The following is a 15,181-nucleotide window of genomic DNA, read 5'->3' as shown; positions in this document are numbered from 1 at the left end:
GCGATACACCGCGACGAGAGAGGGGAACGGCGATGACCACGTCAGCAACTGAGATCGTCACGGTGCCACGCCGACGGCGCGGACGGGGCCCTGCGGGAACCCGTCCGCGCTCGGGCGGCCTGCTGAGCTTCGGCCACTGGTGGTGGGCGCTCCCGGGCATCGTGCTCGTCTTCGGCGTCCACTACGCCGCCAACGCGGTCGGCGGGTTCTTCGCGTTCACCGACTGGTCGGGCATCGGCTCGTTCAACATGATCGGGTTCGACAACTTCGTCAGGATCTTCCGCGATCCGTCGAAGATCCTCGCGCTCGGCAACAGCCTTTTCCTCGCCTTCGGATCCGTGATCGCATCGAACGTCCTCGCGCTCGCGCTCGCCGTCGGCCTCAACCGAATCCTCAAGACCCGCTACGTGCTGCGCACGCTCTTCTTCATGCCGACGGTGCTGAGCCCGCTCGCCGTGTCGTACATCTGGAAGTTCATCTACGAGTTCGACGGCCCCCTGAACGGGCTCCTCGCCATGATCGGACTGGACGGACTCGTGCGCCCGTGGCTGGCGGATCCGTCTCTCGCGATCTGGATGATCCTCATCGTCATCGTGTGGCAGAACATCGGCTTCGCGCTCGTCATCTACATGGCCGGGCTCGCGAGCGTACCGGTGGAGGTCGAGGAGGCCGCCGCGATCGATGGCGCGAACCTGTGGCAGCGGTTCTGGAACATCGTCCTTCCCTCGATCAGACCGGCGATCGCGATCGCGACGACGCTGGGGATCGTCAACGGACTGCGCATCTTCGACCACATCATGGCGCTGACAGGTGGCGGTCCGGCCGACGCGACGCAGACTCTTGCGACGGAGATGTACAAGCAGGCATTCTCGCTCGGCAACTTCGGGTACGGCGCAGCGCTCGCCCTGCTTTTGACCATCGTCATCCTCTTCTTCGCGGTGCTGCAGCAGCGCGCGACCCGCGGCCCCAAGGAGGTCTGAGATGTTTCGCTACACGAAGCGCACGCTCGTCCGCGAGATCCTGCTGTGGGTCGCGGCGCTGGTCTACCTGCTGCCCTTCTATATTCTCGTCGTCACGGCGCTGAAGCCGGACAGCGAGGTGTTCACGACGTCGGGTGTCACCCCGCCGGAGCAGCCGACGCTCGGCAACTTCACGGAAGTGCTGACGGCCCAGGGCAACTCCAACATCCTGAAGGGTCTGATGAACAGCGTGATCCTGACGGGCGGGAGCATCCTCGCGCTCGTGCTGCTGGGATCGCTCACGGGATACGTCATCAGCCGTTCGACCCGGAGGTGGAGCAGGGGCGCGTTTTATCTGTTCCTCATCGCGATCGTGCTTCCGACGCAGCTCGGAACGGTTCCGCTGTACATCGGCGCCCGTGCGCTCGGCCTCACGGGAACGCTCCACGGGATGATCGTTCTCTACACGGGAATGATGCTGCCGCTCGCGATCTTCATCTACGCGGGATTCTTCCGCGGTCTCGGCACCGACTTCGAAGAGGCCGCGACGATCGACGGGGCATCACGCACACAGGTGTTCTTCCGCATCGTGCTCCCGCTGATCGCTCCGGCAACCGGCACGGTCGCGATTCTGACGGGTCTCATCGTGTGGAACGACTTCTTCGCGTCGCTGATCTTCCTCGGCGGATCCGACAACCAGACCCTGCCTGTCGCCATGTACTACTACGTCGGATCGCTGGTCTCGCAGTGGAACAAGATCTTCGCGATCGTCATTGTGTCGATGATCCCGATCCTCGCGCTGTACCTGATCGCGCAGAAGAAGTTCATCCAGGGATTCGCCGGCGGGCTCAAGGGCTGACGCGCGACGTCCGCTGAGCGCTCCCGACATCGAAAGGTCACCACATGTACCAACTCGCACCGAACATCGAACTCCTCTTCACGGAGACCGGCGACTATCCGGACCGCGTCCGCGCAGCCGCCGCGGCCGGCTTCGACGCCGTCGAGATGTGGGGGCCCACCGGCGTCGACGCCCCGGCCGAGCCGAAGGACGTGCCCGCGCTCAAGGCGGCGCTCGAGGAGACCGGGACGCAGCTGACGGCCCAACTGTCCGAACCGCGCACGCAGTTCATGATCCCGCCGTGGGATCACTCCGAGTTCTTCCGCAAGCTCGACGAGGGCGTCGCGATCGCCCGCGACCTCGGCTGCCCCCGCATCGTCGTCGGCAGCGGCACGGGCTTCGGCGGCTGGAAACGACACGTGCAGCTCGACAAGCTCGTCGAGATCTACCAGAAGGCCGTCACGCAGATCGACGGATCCGGCATCACGCTCGTCCTCGAACCCGTGAACATCCGCGTCGACCACCCCGGCTCGCTGCTCGACCGCACCGCGGAGGCGGCGTACGTCGCGCGCGGCGTCGACTCGCCGGACTTCGGGATCCTCTACGACATCTATCACTCCGCCGTCGAGGGGGAGGACATGGCCGCCGAGCTCGAGGGCGCGGGCGACCTCATCCGTTACGTGCAGCTCGCGGACGCGCCGGGCCGCGGCGAACCGGGGACGGGTGAGCTCGACTGGCCCGCGCGCCTCCGCACTCTCCGCGCCTCCGGATACGACGGACCCATCGGGCTCGAGTACTACCCGCAGTCGGCCTCGGCGGCGTCGGTGCGGCGGATCGTGGAATGGGCGGCCGTCGCATGACCAGATACCCGGAGTCGGTCGACGTGGTGATCGTCGGGTCCGGCCCCACGGGTGCCGCATACGCGCGGATCCTCTCCGAGACGGCACCGGGAACGACGGTCGCGATGTTCGAGGTCGGGCCGACGGTAACGGACCCGCCGGGTGCGCACGTCAGGAACATCGCGGATCCCGAGGGGCTCGCCGAAGCGCAGCGACGATCCGAGGGGCCGGGCGCGGGCGCCGCGACCGTGAGCTCACCGGGTGCGGTCAAAGCGGGAGACCGCCGGGCACGCCCCGGAACGTACCTCCTCGACGACGGGTACATCCAGGAGGGCGAGGACGGGCTGCCCGTCGCCGCGTTCTCGAGCAACGTCGGCGGGATGAGTGCGCACTGGACCGCGGCGTGCCCTCGGCCGGGCGATTCTGAACGAATCGGCTTCCTCGACGAGGAGGGCGTCTTCGACGAGCTGCTCGCCGAGGGCGACCGCCTGCTCGGCGTCACGGCCGACGCCTTCGACGCGGCGCCGTTCTCAGAGCTCGTGCGGGAACGGCTCGCGGCGGCGGTCGACGACGGGCGCCCGGAGGACCGTCGCGTCCAGCGCATGCCGCTCGCCGTCCGCAGGCGCGACGACGGACGACTCGTCTGGTCCGGATCCGACGTCGTGCTGGGCGACGTCACGCGCGCCAACCCGGCGTTCTCGCTACACGATGAGTCGCTCGTCACGCGGGTTCTCCTCGCGGACGGCCGCGCCGCCGGCGTCGAGGTGCGTGACGTGCGCGACGGCTCGCTCCACACCGTCGCGGCGCGGTTCGTCGTCGTCGCTGCCGACGCGCTGCGCACCCCGCAGGTGCTGTGGGCATCCGGGATCCGTCCCGCCGCGCTCGGCCGCTATCTCAATGACCAGACCCAGGTCGTGTTCGCGTCGCGGCTGCGCGACGTCTCGGCTCCCGCCGAAGAGCCCGCAGAGGCAGGCGTGCTGAGCGAGACGAGCGGCGTTAGCTGGGTGCCGTACAGCGACGCGCTCCCGTTCCACGGCCAGATCATGCAACTCGACGCGTCACCCATCCCGCTCGCCGAGGACGATCCGGTCGTGCCCGGTTCCATCGTGGGGCTCGGGTTCTTCTGCGCGAAGGACCTGCAGGCGTCGGACCGCGTCGCCTTCGACGAGGCCGAACTCGACCCCTACGGTATGCCGGCCATGCGGATCCACTACACCCTCACTGACACGGATCACGCGGTGATCTCGCGCGCGAAGGAGGAGATCGCTCGCCTCGGTCGCGCCGTTGGAGAGCCGCTCGACGAACATCCCTTCGTCTTGCCGTTCGGATCATCGCTGCATTACCAGGGCACGGTCCGGATGGGCCGCGACGACGACGGCGCGAGCGTCTGCGATCCGTTCAGCGAGGTGTGGGAGGCGCCGGGCGTCTTCGTCGCCGGCAATGGCGTGATCCCCACCTCGACCGCCTGCAACCCGACCCTCACGTCGGTTGCTCTTGCGGTGCGCGGCGCCCGTCGCATCGCCGCTCGCCTGGGCTGACGCAGACTCCTCCCGTCTGGACGACTCGTTGACTTACGTAGAAAAGAGACAATAGTATGTATGAAACAACAACAAGGATGAGGAGGCTCCGGTGATTCCCGACCGCATCATCGAGCAGGGCACGCTCACCAGCGACGGATCCCGCGCATCGGTCGAGGTGCGCATTCCCTGGTATCGCGCGCTCCCCGCGTCGTGCATCTCCGGCGCGACCCTGACCATCGACGGCGTCACGGCGCCGGCCGACTCGCTCCGCTGGGAGATGAACGGCCGCTCGCGCACGTTCGCGGAGATGGTCGACGACACCGAATCGTGGTGGTTCCCCCTCGACTCGGCCGTGCTGTCGGGAGATCTCGCGATCGACCCCGGCGCCGAGCACGAGGTCGCCGTCGATCTCACCCTGTTCATCCCGTACATCGTCATCGGTGACGGTGAAGTGCTGCACATCGACGAACACGATGCCAAGACCATGAAGGCGGTGGCCGCATGACCGCGCTCGGTACCCCGATCCAGGGCGTCACGCTCTACAGCTTCACCCGCGCGTTCCACGGACGCGAATACGACCTCGAGAGCCTCATCCGCAAGGTCGCGGCCGACGGATACGGCCCGGGGCTCGAGGTCATCGGTTTCTCGAGCCTGCGCGGCTTCCCCGACGTCGACGATCGCTTCGCCGGCTGGTTCCGCGACCTCGTCGATGAGGTCGACCTCGTGCCGACGTCGCTCGCGATCAACGCCGACATCGGGATCCACCGCGACCGTCTGCTGAACCAGGACGAGCTGATCGCATACATGACCCGCCAGATCGAGGCGGCGGCGAAGCTCGGCTTCCCCGTCGCGCGCGTGCAGATCTCGATCACGCCCGACTCGATGGAGCAGCTCGCCCCCATCGCCGAGCGCCACGGCGTCAGGCTCGCGCTGGAGGTGCACGCCGATCAGTATGCCTCGCACCCGCGGATCCTCGCCCTCCGCGACCGCTACGAGAAGGTCGGATCCCCGTACCTCGGCTTCACGATGGACTGGGGCGCGACCGTCTCGGGATTCGCCCCGTCGCTCGTGGAGTCGTACCGCCGCCGCGGCGCGAGCGAGGAGCTCCTCACCGCCGTCGTGAACCTGTGGGACGACTTCTATCGGGAAGGGCCGCCCGCGGACCAGGAGGAGCACAACGAGCGCTTCGGTCGCTTCATCGGCCTCGCGTCGCAGCACGGCCGGCCCGACCTCGGCATCGACTTCGGCATCAACGGCACCGGCCTGTTTGGGCCGGCGCGCGTGGACGACTGGCTCGAGATCATGCCGTGGATCCACCACGTGCACGCGAAGTTCTTCGGCATCGATGAGAACGGGGAAGAGCCGTCCGTGCCCGTGCGTGATCTCATCGAGCTGCTTGTGAAGAACGGCTACTCCGGTGCGGTCTCGAGCGAGTACGAGGGATGGCACTGGAACAACTGGCAGAGCCCGTTCGATATCGTCCGCGACGAGCAGGCCGTGCAGCGCTCGGCTGCCGAGAACGCCGGATCGCGCATGGTCACCGGCGCCGCAGACGCGCGCACGGTGCTTGCCGCACACCACGCTCTTGCAGACAAGAAGGAGGTCTCCCGATGAGTGACGGAATCGCCGGCACCGGGATCAAACTCGGTACCACCCTGTACTCGATGACGAGCGAGTTCGCCGCCGGGCAGTACACGCCCGAGACCCTCATCCGCGCCGTGGCGGAGCAGGGCATCGGGCCGGGCGTCGAGTTCAACATCGCGCAGCTGCTGCGCACCTACCCCGACGTCGACAAGGAGTTCGTCGACCTCTGGTTCAAGACGCTCGAGGAGTGCGAACTCGAGCCGAGCGCCGTCGGCACGAACCTCGACATGGGGCGCCGCAAGCACCGCGACATGACGCCGGATGAGGAGCACGAGTTCCTCGCGCGACAGCTGAAGACGGCGCACACACTCGGCTTCAAGCGGATCGTCATCCGCTCCCACGGCAAGGAGCTGCTGCGCAGCCTGCTGCCGCTGGCGGAGAAGTACGACCAGCAGCTCGGATTGGAGATCCACGCTCCGCTGGGCCCGAACTCCCCCGAGGTGCTGCAGATCCGCGAGATGTATGACGAGCTGCAGTCCGAGCGCCTCGGCTTCACGGCCGACTTCTCGTCGACCATGCACAGCCTCTCGCCGACGCTGCTGCGAACGCTTCGCGAGATGGGGATGGACGAGAAGCACTTCTCGGTCATGGACGAGATCTGGCGCGAACCGACGCCCATGCATGTGCGCAATCAGAAGTTCGAGGACTACCTGACTGGCGAGGGCGTGGACTTCCTGCGCTTTGGGCCGTTCACCAGGCTCGCGTTCAACATGCACGGGCTCGTGCCGCCGGAGGAGTGGCTCGACATCATGCCGCAGATGTTCCACGTCCACGCGAAGTTCTACGACATCGGGCCGGACGGCGAGGAACCCGCGATGGACATTCCGCGCATCGTGAAGCAGTTCGTGAAGGGCGGATTCGAGGGATACCTCTCGAGCGAGTGGGAGGGCCACGCGTTCTCCGATCTCGGCGAGGCGGATCCGATCGACCTCGTCCAGAAGCAGCACGCGCTGATGCGCGGCGCCATCGAAGAGGCCGTGGCCGAGCGCCAGACGGTGTGAGTCGAACGGCGCGTTAATCAATCTCAAGGAGTGACATGACCGACACCGTTGTCGATGCACGCATCACCGAGCTGGCCGCCGAGATCACGCGACTGCGTGAGCAGGTCGCTGGCGCGCAGCGCCTCGCGCAGCGCGCCGAGGACCGCGGGCAGGTGGAGAACCTCTTCAACCGCTACATGTATCTGCACAACGCCTTTCAGGACGAGCAGATCATCCCGTTGTGGGTGAAGGAGGGCACCGAGGGCATCCGCGCGCGATACACCAACGCGGGACAGTACACGACGTGGGAGAGCGTGACGCGCTATCACCGCGACCGTCCCACGCCGCCGGGGAAGCTCATCCTGCACGCCACCACGACGCCCGTGATCGAAGTGGCTGGCGACGGACAGACGGCCAAGGGTGTCTGGCTGATGGCCGGTACGGAGTCGGGTCTGACTGACCCGAAGGTGGCCGAGACCTTCCCGGACATGTACTCGCCCGACGAGGTGCTCGGCCAGAAGGTCTGGGCGCACTGGGTGTGGTGCAAGTACGCGATCGACTTCCTCAAGCAGGACGGCGAGTGGAAGTTCTGGAAGTTCCGCTGCTATGAGCTCGCCCGCGCGCCGTTCGAGGAGAACTGGGTGAGCTTCGGCCTGAAGAACCAGGGCGCCTTCGATCTCGACCTCATGTACTTCGGCGACGACGGTAAGCCGGTGTTCATGCCGCCGGCCGATGAGCCGGTGCCGACGACCAACCATCCGTACAGCCCGGAAACCGCGCAGAAGCTCGAGCCAGTGCCGCCGGTGGCGCACGACCACTTCACCGACACCTTCGCTTAGGAGACCTATCATGGCCACTCACAACTCCCTCTTCTCCGACAAGGACGTGCGCCGCACCGACGACGGGCTGGCGGTGTCGGTGCAGATTCCCTGGTACCGCAGCCTCTGGCTGTCGGCGGTCGACGGGGTCGCGGCGTCCGTGAACGGCACCGAGGTGCCGACCGAGAACCTGCGCTTCGCCCTCGGTGGTCGCGAGTACCGCGTGGAGGAGCTGCCTGAGCAGTTCGACACGCTCTGGTTCGTCGCCGACCGACCCGACGTGCTCATCCGCCTCGACGACGTGCCAGCCGCGGGTGAGACCATCACGGTCGAGGTCGTGCTCACGATGCGCCTGCTCTACATGCAGATCGCACCGGGCGTCGACGGAGGGCCTGGTCGTTACGTCACGAACCGCGTTCCCGTCGAGCGCGAACTTGTGCTGACGTGAGGACATCGACCGATGGCTGACGTGCTGAACGTGCTCATCCTCTCGGGTCACATGACCAGGGAGCACGACAACGAGTTCCGCAGCTTTCGTCAGCACAATCAGTGGCTGACGACGGTCCTCGAGGACACCGGGCGTTTCCGCGTGCGAGTCGTCGAGGACCCGCGCGGGCTCGGGCCTGAGATCATCGACAAGTACGACGTCGTGATCGTCGTGTTCGAGGGCCGCGACGGGTACCACGACAAGGCGGTCGGCTTCGGCGCGGAGACGGACGCCGCGCTGCTGAAGTTCGTCCACGACGACGGCAAGGGCATCGTGTGGTTCCACGGGTCGGCTGCACAGGAGGACGACTGGGGCTATCCCGACGAGTACAACGTCATGCGCGGCTCGAGGCTGACCGTCGACGGCGGTCTGCGGCCTCGCCCGTGGGGCGAGGCGCAACTCGACACCGTCGATCCGCGGCATCCGATTACTGACGGCATCAGCGCACGCTGGACCGTGACGGGTGACGACATTCTCGTCGGGGTGGAGATCCTCGACGGCGCTCAGGTGCTGCTCACGACGTTCGACGATCTCGAGGCGTACGAGAATGCGCCCGTCTGGCCCATGCCGCACTATCCGGTTGCGATCCCGGAGGAGGGCGTGGCGGCGCTGCCCGGTATGAACACCGATCAGCCGATCGCCTGGATCAACGAGTACGGCGAGGGCCGTTCGTTCACGATCACCATCGGCCATGACATCGACACGTTCCGTCGCATCGAGTTCATCCGGATGTTCCCGCGCGGCGTCGAATGGGCGGCCACCGGCGAGGTGTCGCTGAACGGCCCAGATCGCCGGGGCGAGCGTCGTTTCCTGCCCTGGCCGTACTACAACGGCGAAGGGTGAATTGGCACGCGGACCCTCGCTACCGCGTGATTGCGGACCGGTCGATATCGGCGATGTCGGTCGATCCAGTGCGGGGCGGCGACGTAGGGGATGCCGTCGTGCATCTGGATGAGCCACCCGCCGTCGTCGAGGCGGTGGTGGTGCCACCAGCAGAGCATCACGCCGTTCGAGGTGTGCGTGGCTCCGCCCCGCGAATGCTCCTCGACGTGGTGGATCTCGCACTGCGACGCGGGGACCTGGCATCCGGGGATGATGCAGCCGCCGTCGCGCGCGGCGATCGCCCGCCGCTGGTGCGCAGAGAACAGCCGCTCTGGCACGCCGAGCTGAAGGATCTTGCCGCCCCGGTCGAAGACGACCTTCTGCACGGCGCCCGTGCAGGCGATGCGGTGCGCGACGCGCGCGGGCATCGGAATGTCGACGCCGTCGGCCCGGCAGACGCCGCCGTCGAGGTCATTCACGGTCGCGGTGACGACGAGCGTGGGGGCGGCGCCGCCGATCGTCGGGGCCACGCGTGACGCGGCCTCGGCAGAGAGCATGCCCATGAGCGCATCGTGTTTACGCTGTGGGACCGTGCGCGGGTCGAGGACGTGCTCGGTGTCGGACCACGGTTCGTCGTGGTCTGCATCTTCGGGAGACGGCGCGAACGAGACCGATCGGGTCGGGGAGGCCAGGTGAGCGTCGAAGAGTCGCTGCAGCAGGCCGGCGGTCTCCGGCATCAGCCGGCCGCTGAGCGGCACGAGTCCGTCGCGTTCGCGACCGAGTGTGACGCCGCGCCTGCGTTCCGCGTAGGCGGCGTCGGGGTCGACGCCGTCCTGGTCGAGCGCCGTCGCCCACAGGCTCGTGACGGCGCGGACATCGTCGTGGGTCTCGGCGGGGGTCTCCTCTGCCGAAACGTCGCCCGTCGCGAGGGCGACGACACTCGCCTCGGCCGCATCGACATCGGCGGGATCGGCGACCCCGCGATCGGTCACCTTCGCGAGCGCGTCCGTGATCGTGAGAGCCGCGTCGACACCGAGGGCTCCGTCGTGAAAGGCTGCCGCGACCGAGGGGAACGCCGCCGGCAGGGGCTCGCCCGTCAGGGTCGTTCCCGCGCGAGTGCGGCGGTCGAGGCGGATCCGTTCCTGGATCTCGCGCCGGGACGCCTTCGTGGTCAGCGCCAGCAGCCCGGCCGCGTTCGGGCACGCATACTTCTGAGACAGGCGCTCCTCGGGAGGCAGCGACGAGCTCGACCGCTCGTCGACCTCGCCCGCGATCCGCACGCGTAACGCGTCGACGAAGCGTCCCAGCTCCTCGACCGTCCTCGATGCGTCGGCCAGCGCAGCATCCGGCAGCTGTTCGACGCGCTCGATCAGCCCGGCTACGAGCGCGACGGCGGCTCCCACGTGCCGCCGCGGCGGCAGTATCGCGGGCGCTTCCGCGGGTGCCTCGAGGATCGTCGTCATGCTGTCAGAATAGAACAGACATACGACAAACGAAGGAGAAGCTGGCGGAGCAGCTCGAATAAAAGTATGACTGACACCTCGCGGCGGCCGCGTGCACAGGATTCAGGCAGCGGCGCCCTCCGCGAGTGCCTGGCGGGCGAGCGCGAGGTGCGCTCGCGTCATGTCGGTCGCGTCGGCGTCGAGCCAGTCGTGTCCGCCCCACTCGCTGCAGAGCGCGCCGGCGAAGCCGGAGCGGGCTAGCTCGGATCCGAGCTCCCGGATGGGCGTGCTCACGCGCCCGTCGGTATCGTCCAGATCCCAGAACTTCAGGTGGACCGCGCCCACCAGCGACAGGACCGGTCGCAGGTCGGCGGCGGTCGAACGGCCGAAGCGCACGATGAGATTCATGAACGTCGTGCGCAGTTCGGGCGGGACGGATCCGCCTCGCAGCGCCGCGATCACCGCCTCATGGGTCGCGGGGTCCCGCCATTCTTCGCGCAGCCGCGCGTGCAGCTCCGCCGGAAGCGACGTCATCCGCTCGAGGTAGGTGACCGGGAGCGCCGGCATGAGCATGCTCGTGTCGACGAGAACGCGCAGACGCGGGTCATCGAGGTCGGCGATGTCGTCGAACGCAGCGCCCGAGGGGGCCTGCTGCCCCTGCATCTCCTCGTACAGCACGAGATCCAGTTCCTCGAGAACCGGGAGCAGGCGCTCGAGCAGCGGGCGCCCGGCATGCCCGAGCGGGAGGCGCACGCCCTCGGCGCCGACGAGAGAGGCAGCACGGAGCTGCGGAAGGAGGAAGGCGAGCCGCTCATCGTCGTCACGGCGTCGAGCCGTCCCCACCCAATCGTCGATGCTCGCGCCGACCATGCTCACGGATCCGCCTACCGCGGCGACATCGTTCCGGAGCCGCAAGACGTCGTCGGACGAGGGCGCCGGGAAGGCAGGCCACACCTGCCCCGGTTCGACCTCGATCACGGATGCGACGCCGTCGGCGACGATCCCGACGACGATGTCGTGGGCGGGCCGGTGCGCGCCCACGACGTCCGGGGTCCAGTTGAACGCGTTGGCGCTGAGGCGCCACTCGTCCGGCAGGGTCGTGGCCGGGGCGCGATCCGCGGTGCCGGAGATCGGAGACCCACCGTGCGCTGGCCCTGCGCCGCCCCCGGCGTCATCAGAACCCGAAGGCCCGCCGGTCGCCCCGATGCTCGCCTCGGCGGCGGGCGACGCTCCCGTCGTGGGTGCGACCTCGCCGCAGACATCACGCGAAGCCGACGCGCGGTGAACGGACGGGTCCAGCTCGCGTTCCTCGCGCAACGGGAGCACGAGCGGTCCGTCGGGTCCGCCCGCGAGATAGGGCACGACGAGCCGGAACAAGGCCTCGACGCGATGCGCTCCAGGCCCGAGTGAGGCGGATCCGCGCAGCACCAGTCGATCCTGTAGGAACCACCACGCGTCCTCCCGCGCGAGGTCCGCGGGCGGGATCTCGCGGTCTCCGAGGGCGACGGCAACGTCGCAGCGCGCGCCGCCGATGACGACGGACAGCTCCGTCACGCACGCGAGCGGCATCGACCGGATCCACGGCAGCGACAGCCGCAGCTCGAATCCGTCGGGCCTGGCGGTCAGCGCGTCGTCGCGCAGTATCGGGGCAGCCACGTCACACCCGCGTGAGGGCCGGCGACGGCCTCGCGTCCGCGAACCAGCGCGGGAAGGTGGTCTCGAAGAGCTCCTCGATGGCGAGCTCCGCACCGCCCGAGATGGGCGCCGACTGATCCTTGCGCGACGTATCGATCACGAGGTCTCGCGTCGCGAGGGGGAGGGACAGCTCGTAGATCCGCTGCCGCACCTCGGCGAGCATCACCTCGCCGGCGCTCGCGATCGCCCCGCCGATGATGATCGTCTTCGGGTTGAACATGTTCACGAGCACGGCGAGCGCATCGCCCGCCACCCGCGCCGAGGTCTGCACGAGCTTCAGCGCGAGTGCGTCCCCGTCGCGCACCGCGAGCGTGATGTGCTCGGGTTGGAGCGGCTCACCGGCGGCGACGCGATCCGCGAGCACTGACGTCGCGCCGTCGGCGATGGCGCGCTCGGCGTCGCGGATGAGGGCCCAACCGCCGGCGACCGCCTCGAGGCAGCCGGTCTTTCCGCAGCGGCACTGTTCCTCGGCGCCCGCGATGCGGACGTGGCCGATGTCGCCCGCAGATCCGTTCGCGCCGCGGTGGAGACGGCCGCGCGAGAGCAGGGCGGATCCGACGCCCGAGCCGATCTTCATGTAGATCATGTCTTCATGCGGCGCTCGGCGGCCCTCGCGCTCCGTGAGGACGAGCATGTTCACGTCGTTGTCGACCCACACGGGCGCCTCGTACCGCTCTTCGAAGGGCGCGCGCACGTCGAACTCGTTCCAGCCGGGCATGATGGGGGGCGCGACGGGACGGCCGGTCGCGAAGTCGACGGGGCCCGGAAGGCCGACGACCACGGCCCACACGTCGCGCTCGCCGTGCTGCGTGACGAGCTCATCGACGAGCACGATCGCCCGTTCGAGCGTCGCCTGGGGGCCCTGGGCGATCTGCCAGACGACGTGCGTGTCGTCGACGATGTTCCCCTCGAGATCCGTGATGCCGACGTGGATGTGCTGCGCGCCGAGCGCGCAGACGATGATTCGACCGCGCTCCGCGCGGAACCGCAGGGTGCGCGCCGAGCGTCCGCCCGTGGAGGGCGCGAGGTCGGCGTCCTCGAGGAAGCCCATGTCGATCGCGTGGTCGATGCGCTGCGTGACGACGCCGCGGCCGAGGCCCGTGAGGCGCCCGATCTCGGGCCGGGTGACCGCTTCGCGTGTGCGGACGAGGTTGACGATCCTGAGGAGGCTGGTGACCTCGTCGGTCTGTGCGGCGAACCGCAGCGTAGATCCGGTGCCCATGGAATCTTCCTGATGAGAGTGACGTATCTCACCGAGTGTATGCGTTATCGTCGAATTCGTTGCCGCTTAAGTTGATTTTCTACGTAAGTGAGTCGGGTATGGCTGCTCAATGGGGCGTGGGGATGATCGGCGCGGGGCCTGGTGTCTCCGCGCTGCACCTGCCGACGCTGGCGCGCCTCGGCGAGAGCTTTCGCGTCGTGCGCGTCGCTGACGGCGGCAGCGGGCGAGCGGCCGACCTCGCGGCGCGCACCGGCGCACGGGCAACGAGCGACGCGGCAGATGTGATCGCCGACCCCGCCGTCGAGGTCGTCGCGATCTGCAGCCCGCCTGAGCTGCACGCCGCTCAGGCGATCGCCGCAGCGCACGCACGCAAGCGCGCGATCCTCTGCGAGAAGCCCCTCGGCACGACGCACGACGAGGTCGATCGAGTGATCGAGGCGTGCCGCGCGCACGGCACGGCGCTCGTGGTCGGCACGAATCACCTGCACGACCCCGCGTGGGGGCGGGCGAAGCACTACATGCTGGAGCGGGAATGGCGCGTGCGCGGGATATCGGTCACGCTCGCATTGCCGCCGAACGGGCGATACCACGAGGCCGTCACCGAGTTGCCCGCGATGGCGCCTGGGGGCAGGCGTCCCGCCCCCGATTGGGGGAACCCCGCGGTGGTCGCCGCCATCGTGCGCCAGCTGATCCTCGGGCTCGCGATCCACGACCTGCCCCTCGTGCGCGACCTCGCCCCGGACCTCGAGCGCGTCGCATTCGCGCGCCCCGCCCCGCCGATCGGGTGCTCCGTCGGGTTCGTCGCGAGTGGCGTACCCGTCAGCCTCACCGCCGTCATGCTGGCCGGCGGCGCCGACGCTCTCTGGCGGATCCGGATCCTCACCGACGGAGACGAGATCGATATCGACTTCCCACCGGCGTTCGTGCATCGCGGCAGCGCGGCGGTCACCGTGCGCGACGCGGATGGGCGGGAAATTCGCTACCCCACGGATCCCGAGGACGGGTACGTCGCGGAGTGGCGAGCGCTGGCGGCACTCATAGATGGCGGGCAGACCACGGAATACGACGAAGTTGCCGCGGACGCGCACTTCGCGATCGCGCTCGCCGATGCCGCCGCCGAGTGGATTCGCGCCGAGGCGGCGTCGTGACGCGCGTGATCACTACCGAGCTGGCCGCGTATCGCGCGGCGGCGGCGGAGCTGCCGCTGAGCGCGTCGCTCGGTGCGGAACCGGCCGGGGCGGTCGTCGTGGTCCCCAGCCTCGCTGCCGTGAGGTGGGCGATCGCGCAGGGTGCGGCGGCCGTGGTCGTCGCCGACGTCTCCAGCGCCACGTCAGCCGAGGCGGCAGAAGTCACCGGGGCGCGCGTGCCGATCGTCCTCGCCCGCCCGCGCCTGCGAGCCGATGAATCCGATTCGGTGAGCGCCCGTGCGGAGCAGCCGCGACACGTCGTCGCAGACGTCGTCGCCACTCCGCCCGAACGCGCGGCCGCCGTGGCGGACGCGGCCGGCTGGATCCGGATCCTCACCGGAGGCGTCCCGACGGTGCGCGCCGTGGATCCCGTCGGCCTCGCCCTGCTCGACGGCCCGCGTGGCGAGGCGATCACGCTCACGGTCGCGTCGCCGTCCGCCCGCAGTCGCGGCGCGAGCCTCCGCGTCGAGGCGCTCGGCGAGGCGCGCGTGACGATCGCCGCGGACGGCACGGGCGGTGACCTCAACGTGACGATGACCACGTCCGCGGGTGCGCTCCGCGCGCCGCGCCGCTGGGAGACGACGGAGCGCCATGCCCTCCGTCGCGCGCTCGCCGCACTGAACGGCGGGCCGGTCACGGATCTCGGGGACCTCGCGGCCGACCTGCGGGTGGCGGAGGCGCTCGACGGCTGATCCGTCGTCACGTATGGTGCGCCGTTCGACCCGTGC

The 15,181-nt window shown here is 68.8% G+C and carries 15 protein-coding genes; 12 read left to right on the top strand and 3 right to left on the bottom strand.

Annotation, left to right across the window (positions count from 1 at the left end):
* Window positions 1-32: 32 nt before the first annotated feature.
* The 10 genes from IEW87_RS01595 to IEW87_RS01550 all read left to right on the top strand — a co-directional run bounded on the left by IEW87_RS01595 (window position 33) and on the right by IEW87_RS01550 (window position 8,928).
* Window positions 33-980 (top strand): carbohydrate ABC transporter permease, encoded by a 948-nt coding sequence (locus IEW87_RS01595; protein ID WP_188710573.1) that lies wholly within the window; start codon window positions 33-35, stop codon window positions 978-980.
* 1 nt (window position 981) lies between these two features.
* Window positions 982-1,818, top strand: a complete 837-nt coding sequence (locus IEW87_RS01590) for a carbohydrate ABC transporter permease (RefSeq protein ID WP_188710572.1) — start codon at window positions 982-984, stop codon at window positions 1,816-1,818.
* A gap of 44 nt (window positions 1,819-1,862) precedes the next feature.
* Window positions 1,863-2,657, top strand: a complete 795-nt coding sequence (locus IEW87_RS01585) for a TIM barrel protein (RefSeq protein WP_188710571.1) — start codon at window positions 1,863-1,865, stop codon at window positions 2,655-2,657.
* Window positions 2,654-4,174 (top strand): c-glycoside 3-oxidase CarA, encoded by a 1,521-nt coding sequence (carA, locus tag IEW87_RS01580; RefSeq protein ID WP_188710570.1) that lies wholly within the window; start codon window positions 2,654-2,656, stop codon window positions 4,172-4,174. Before IEW87_RS01585 ends, carA begins: the two co-directional genes overlap by 4 nt.
* Window positions 4,175-4,265: 91 nt before the next feature.
* Window positions 4,266-4,661 carry a C-glycoside deglycosidase beta subunit domain-containing protein gene (locus IEW87_RS01575; RefSeq protein WP_188710569.1) on the top strand — a complete coding sequence of 132 codons (396 nt, stop codon included), beginning with the start codon at window positions 4,266-4,268 and terminating at the stop codon, window positions 4,659-4,661.
* The gene (locus IEW87_RS01570; RefSeq protein ID WP_188710568.1) at window positions 4,658-5,770 is read left to right on the top strand and encodes a sugar phosphate isomerase/epimerase family protein; all 1,113 of its coding nucleotides are present in this window, start codon (window positions 4,658-4,660) and stop codon (window positions 5,768-5,770) included. Before IEW87_RS01575 ends, IEW87_RS01570 begins: the two co-directional genes overlap by 4 nt.
* Window positions 5,767-6,801 carry a sugar phosphate isomerase/epimerase family protein gene (locus tag IEW87_RS01565; RefSeq protein ID WP_188710567.1) on the top strand — a complete coding sequence of 345 codons (1,035 nt, stop codon included), beginning with the start codon at window positions 5,767-5,769 and terminating at the stop codon, window positions 6,799-6,801. The genes IEW87_RS01570 and IEW87_RS01565 overlap by 4 nt, the downstream gene beginning before the upstream one ends.
* A 35-nt stretch (window positions 6,802-6,836) precedes the next feature.
* Window positions 6,837-7,619 carry a nuclear transport factor 2 family protein gene (locus tag IEW87_RS01560; protein WP_188710566.1) on the top strand — a complete coding sequence of 261 codons (783 nt, stop codon included), beginning with the start codon at window positions 6,837-6,839 and terminating at the stop codon, window positions 7,617-7,619.
* 10 nt (window positions 7,620-7,629) lie between these two features.
* Window positions 7,630-8,046 carry a C-glycoside deglycosidase beta subunit domain-containing protein gene (locus IEW87_RS01555; RefSeq protein ID WP_188710565.1) on the top strand — a complete coding sequence of 139 codons (417 nt, stop codon included), beginning with the start codon at window positions 7,630-7,632 and terminating at the stop codon, window positions 8,044-8,046.
* Window positions 8,047-8,058: 12 nt separating this feature from the next.
* Window positions 8,059-8,928 (top strand): ThuA domain-containing protein, encoded by an 870-nt coding sequence (locus IEW87_RS01550; protein ID WP_188710564.1) that lies wholly within the window; start codon window positions 8,059-8,061, stop codon window positions 8,926-8,928.
* Here IEW87_RS01550 and IEW87_RS01545 read toward each other — a convergent pair.
* From IEW87_RS01545 to IEW87_RS01535, 3 genes are all read right to left on the bottom strand, one after another.
* A complete protein-coding gene (locus tag IEW87_RS01545; RefSeq protein ID WP_188710563.1) occupies window positions 8,910-10,370 on the bottom strand; it encodes an HNH endonuclease signature motif containing protein in 1,461 nt (486 codons plus the stop codon). The genes IEW87_RS01550 and IEW87_RS01545 overlap by 19 nt on opposite strands.
* 102 nt (window positions 10,371-10,472) lie before the next feature.
* The gene (locus IEW87_RS14970; protein ID WP_229730823.1) at window positions 10,473-12,005 is read right to left on the bottom strand and encodes a hypothetical protein; all 1,533 of its coding nucleotides are present in this window, start codon (window positions 12,003-12,005) and stop codon (window positions 10,473-10,475) included.
* 1 nt (window position 12,006) lies between these two features.
* Window positions 12,007-13,266, bottom strand: a complete 1,260-nt coding sequence (locus IEW87_RS01535) for an ROK family protein (protein WP_188710562.1) — start codon at window positions 13,264-13,266, stop codon at window positions 12,007-12,009.
* Between the two features lie 98 nt (window positions 13,267-13,364).
* Between IEW87_RS01535 and IEW87_RS01530 the strand changes: the two genes are divergently transcribed.
* Window positions 13,365-14,414 (top strand): Gfo/Idh/MocA family protein, encoded by a 1,050-nt coding sequence (locus IEW87_RS01530; protein WP_188710561.1) that lies wholly within the window; start codon window positions 13,365-13,367, stop codon window positions 14,412-14,414.
* Window positions 14,411-15,145: a hypothetical protein gene (locus tag IEW87_RS01525; protein WP_188710560.1), complete on the top strand. Its 735-nt coding sequence runs from the start codon at window positions 14,411-14,413 to the stop codon at window positions 15,143-15,145. Before IEW87_RS01530 ends, IEW87_RS01525 begins: the two co-directional genes overlap by 4 nt.
* Window positions 15,146-15,181: the final 36 nt, after the last annotated feature.

Origin of the sequence: Microbacterium faecale (genome assembly GCF_014640975.1) — a bacterium.
Taxonomy (GTDB): domain Bacteria; phylum Actinomycetota; class Actinomycetes; order Actinomycetales; family Microbacteriaceae; genus Microbacterium; species Microbacterium faecale.
This window is presented reverse-complemented; position numbering and strand designations above follow the sequence as displayed.

Bases quoted from the DNA above. Each gene is read 5' to 3' on its own strand.
- IEW87_RS01595 (WP_188710573.1), top strand. From the start codon at position 33: ATGACCACGTCAGCAACTGAGATCGTCACGGTGCCACGCCGACGGCGC.
- IEW87_RS01590 (WP_188710572.1), top strand. From the start codon at position 982: ATGTTTCGCTACACGAAGCGCACGCTCGTCCGCGAGATCCTGCTGTGG.
- IEW87_RS01585 (WP_188710571.1), top strand. From the start codon at position 1,863: ATGTACCAACTCGCACCGAACATCGAACTCCTCTTCACGGAGACCGGC.
- carA (WP_188710570.1), top strand. From the start codon at position 2,654: ATGACCAGATACCCGGAGTCGGTCGACGTGGTGATCGTCGGGTCCGGC.
- IEW87_RS01570 (WP_188710568.1), top strand. From the start codon at position 4,658: ATGACCGCGCTCGGTACCCCGATCCAGGGCGTCACGCTCTACAGCTTC.
- IEW87_RS01565 (WP_188710567.1), top strand. From the start codon at position 5,767: ATGAGTGACGGAATCGCCGGCACCGGGATCAAACTCGGTACCACCCTG.
- IEW87_RS01560 (WP_188710566.1), top strand. From the start codon at position 6,837: ATGACCGACACCGTTGTCGATGCACGCATCACCGAGCTGGCCGCCGAG.
- IEW87_RS01555 (WP_188710565.1), top strand. From the start codon at position 7,630: ATGGCCACTCACAACTCCCTCTTCTCCGACAAGGACGTGCGCCGCACC.
- IEW87_RS01550 (WP_188710564.1), top strand. From the start codon at position 8,059: ATGGCTGACGTGCTGAACGTGCTCATCCTCTCGGGTCACATGACCAGG.
- IEW87_RS01545 (WP_188710563.1), bottom strand. From the start codon at position 10,370: ATGACGACGATCCTCGAGGCACCCGCGGAAGCGCCCGCGATACTGCCG.
- IEW87_RS01535 (WP_188710562.1), bottom strand. From the start codon at position 13,266: ATGGGCACCGGATCTACGCTGCGGTTCGCCGCACAGACCGACGAGGTC.
- IEW87_RS01530 (WP_188710561.1), top strand. From the start codon at position 13,365: ATGGCTGCTCAATGGGGCGTGGGGATGATCGGCGCGGGGCCTGGTGTC.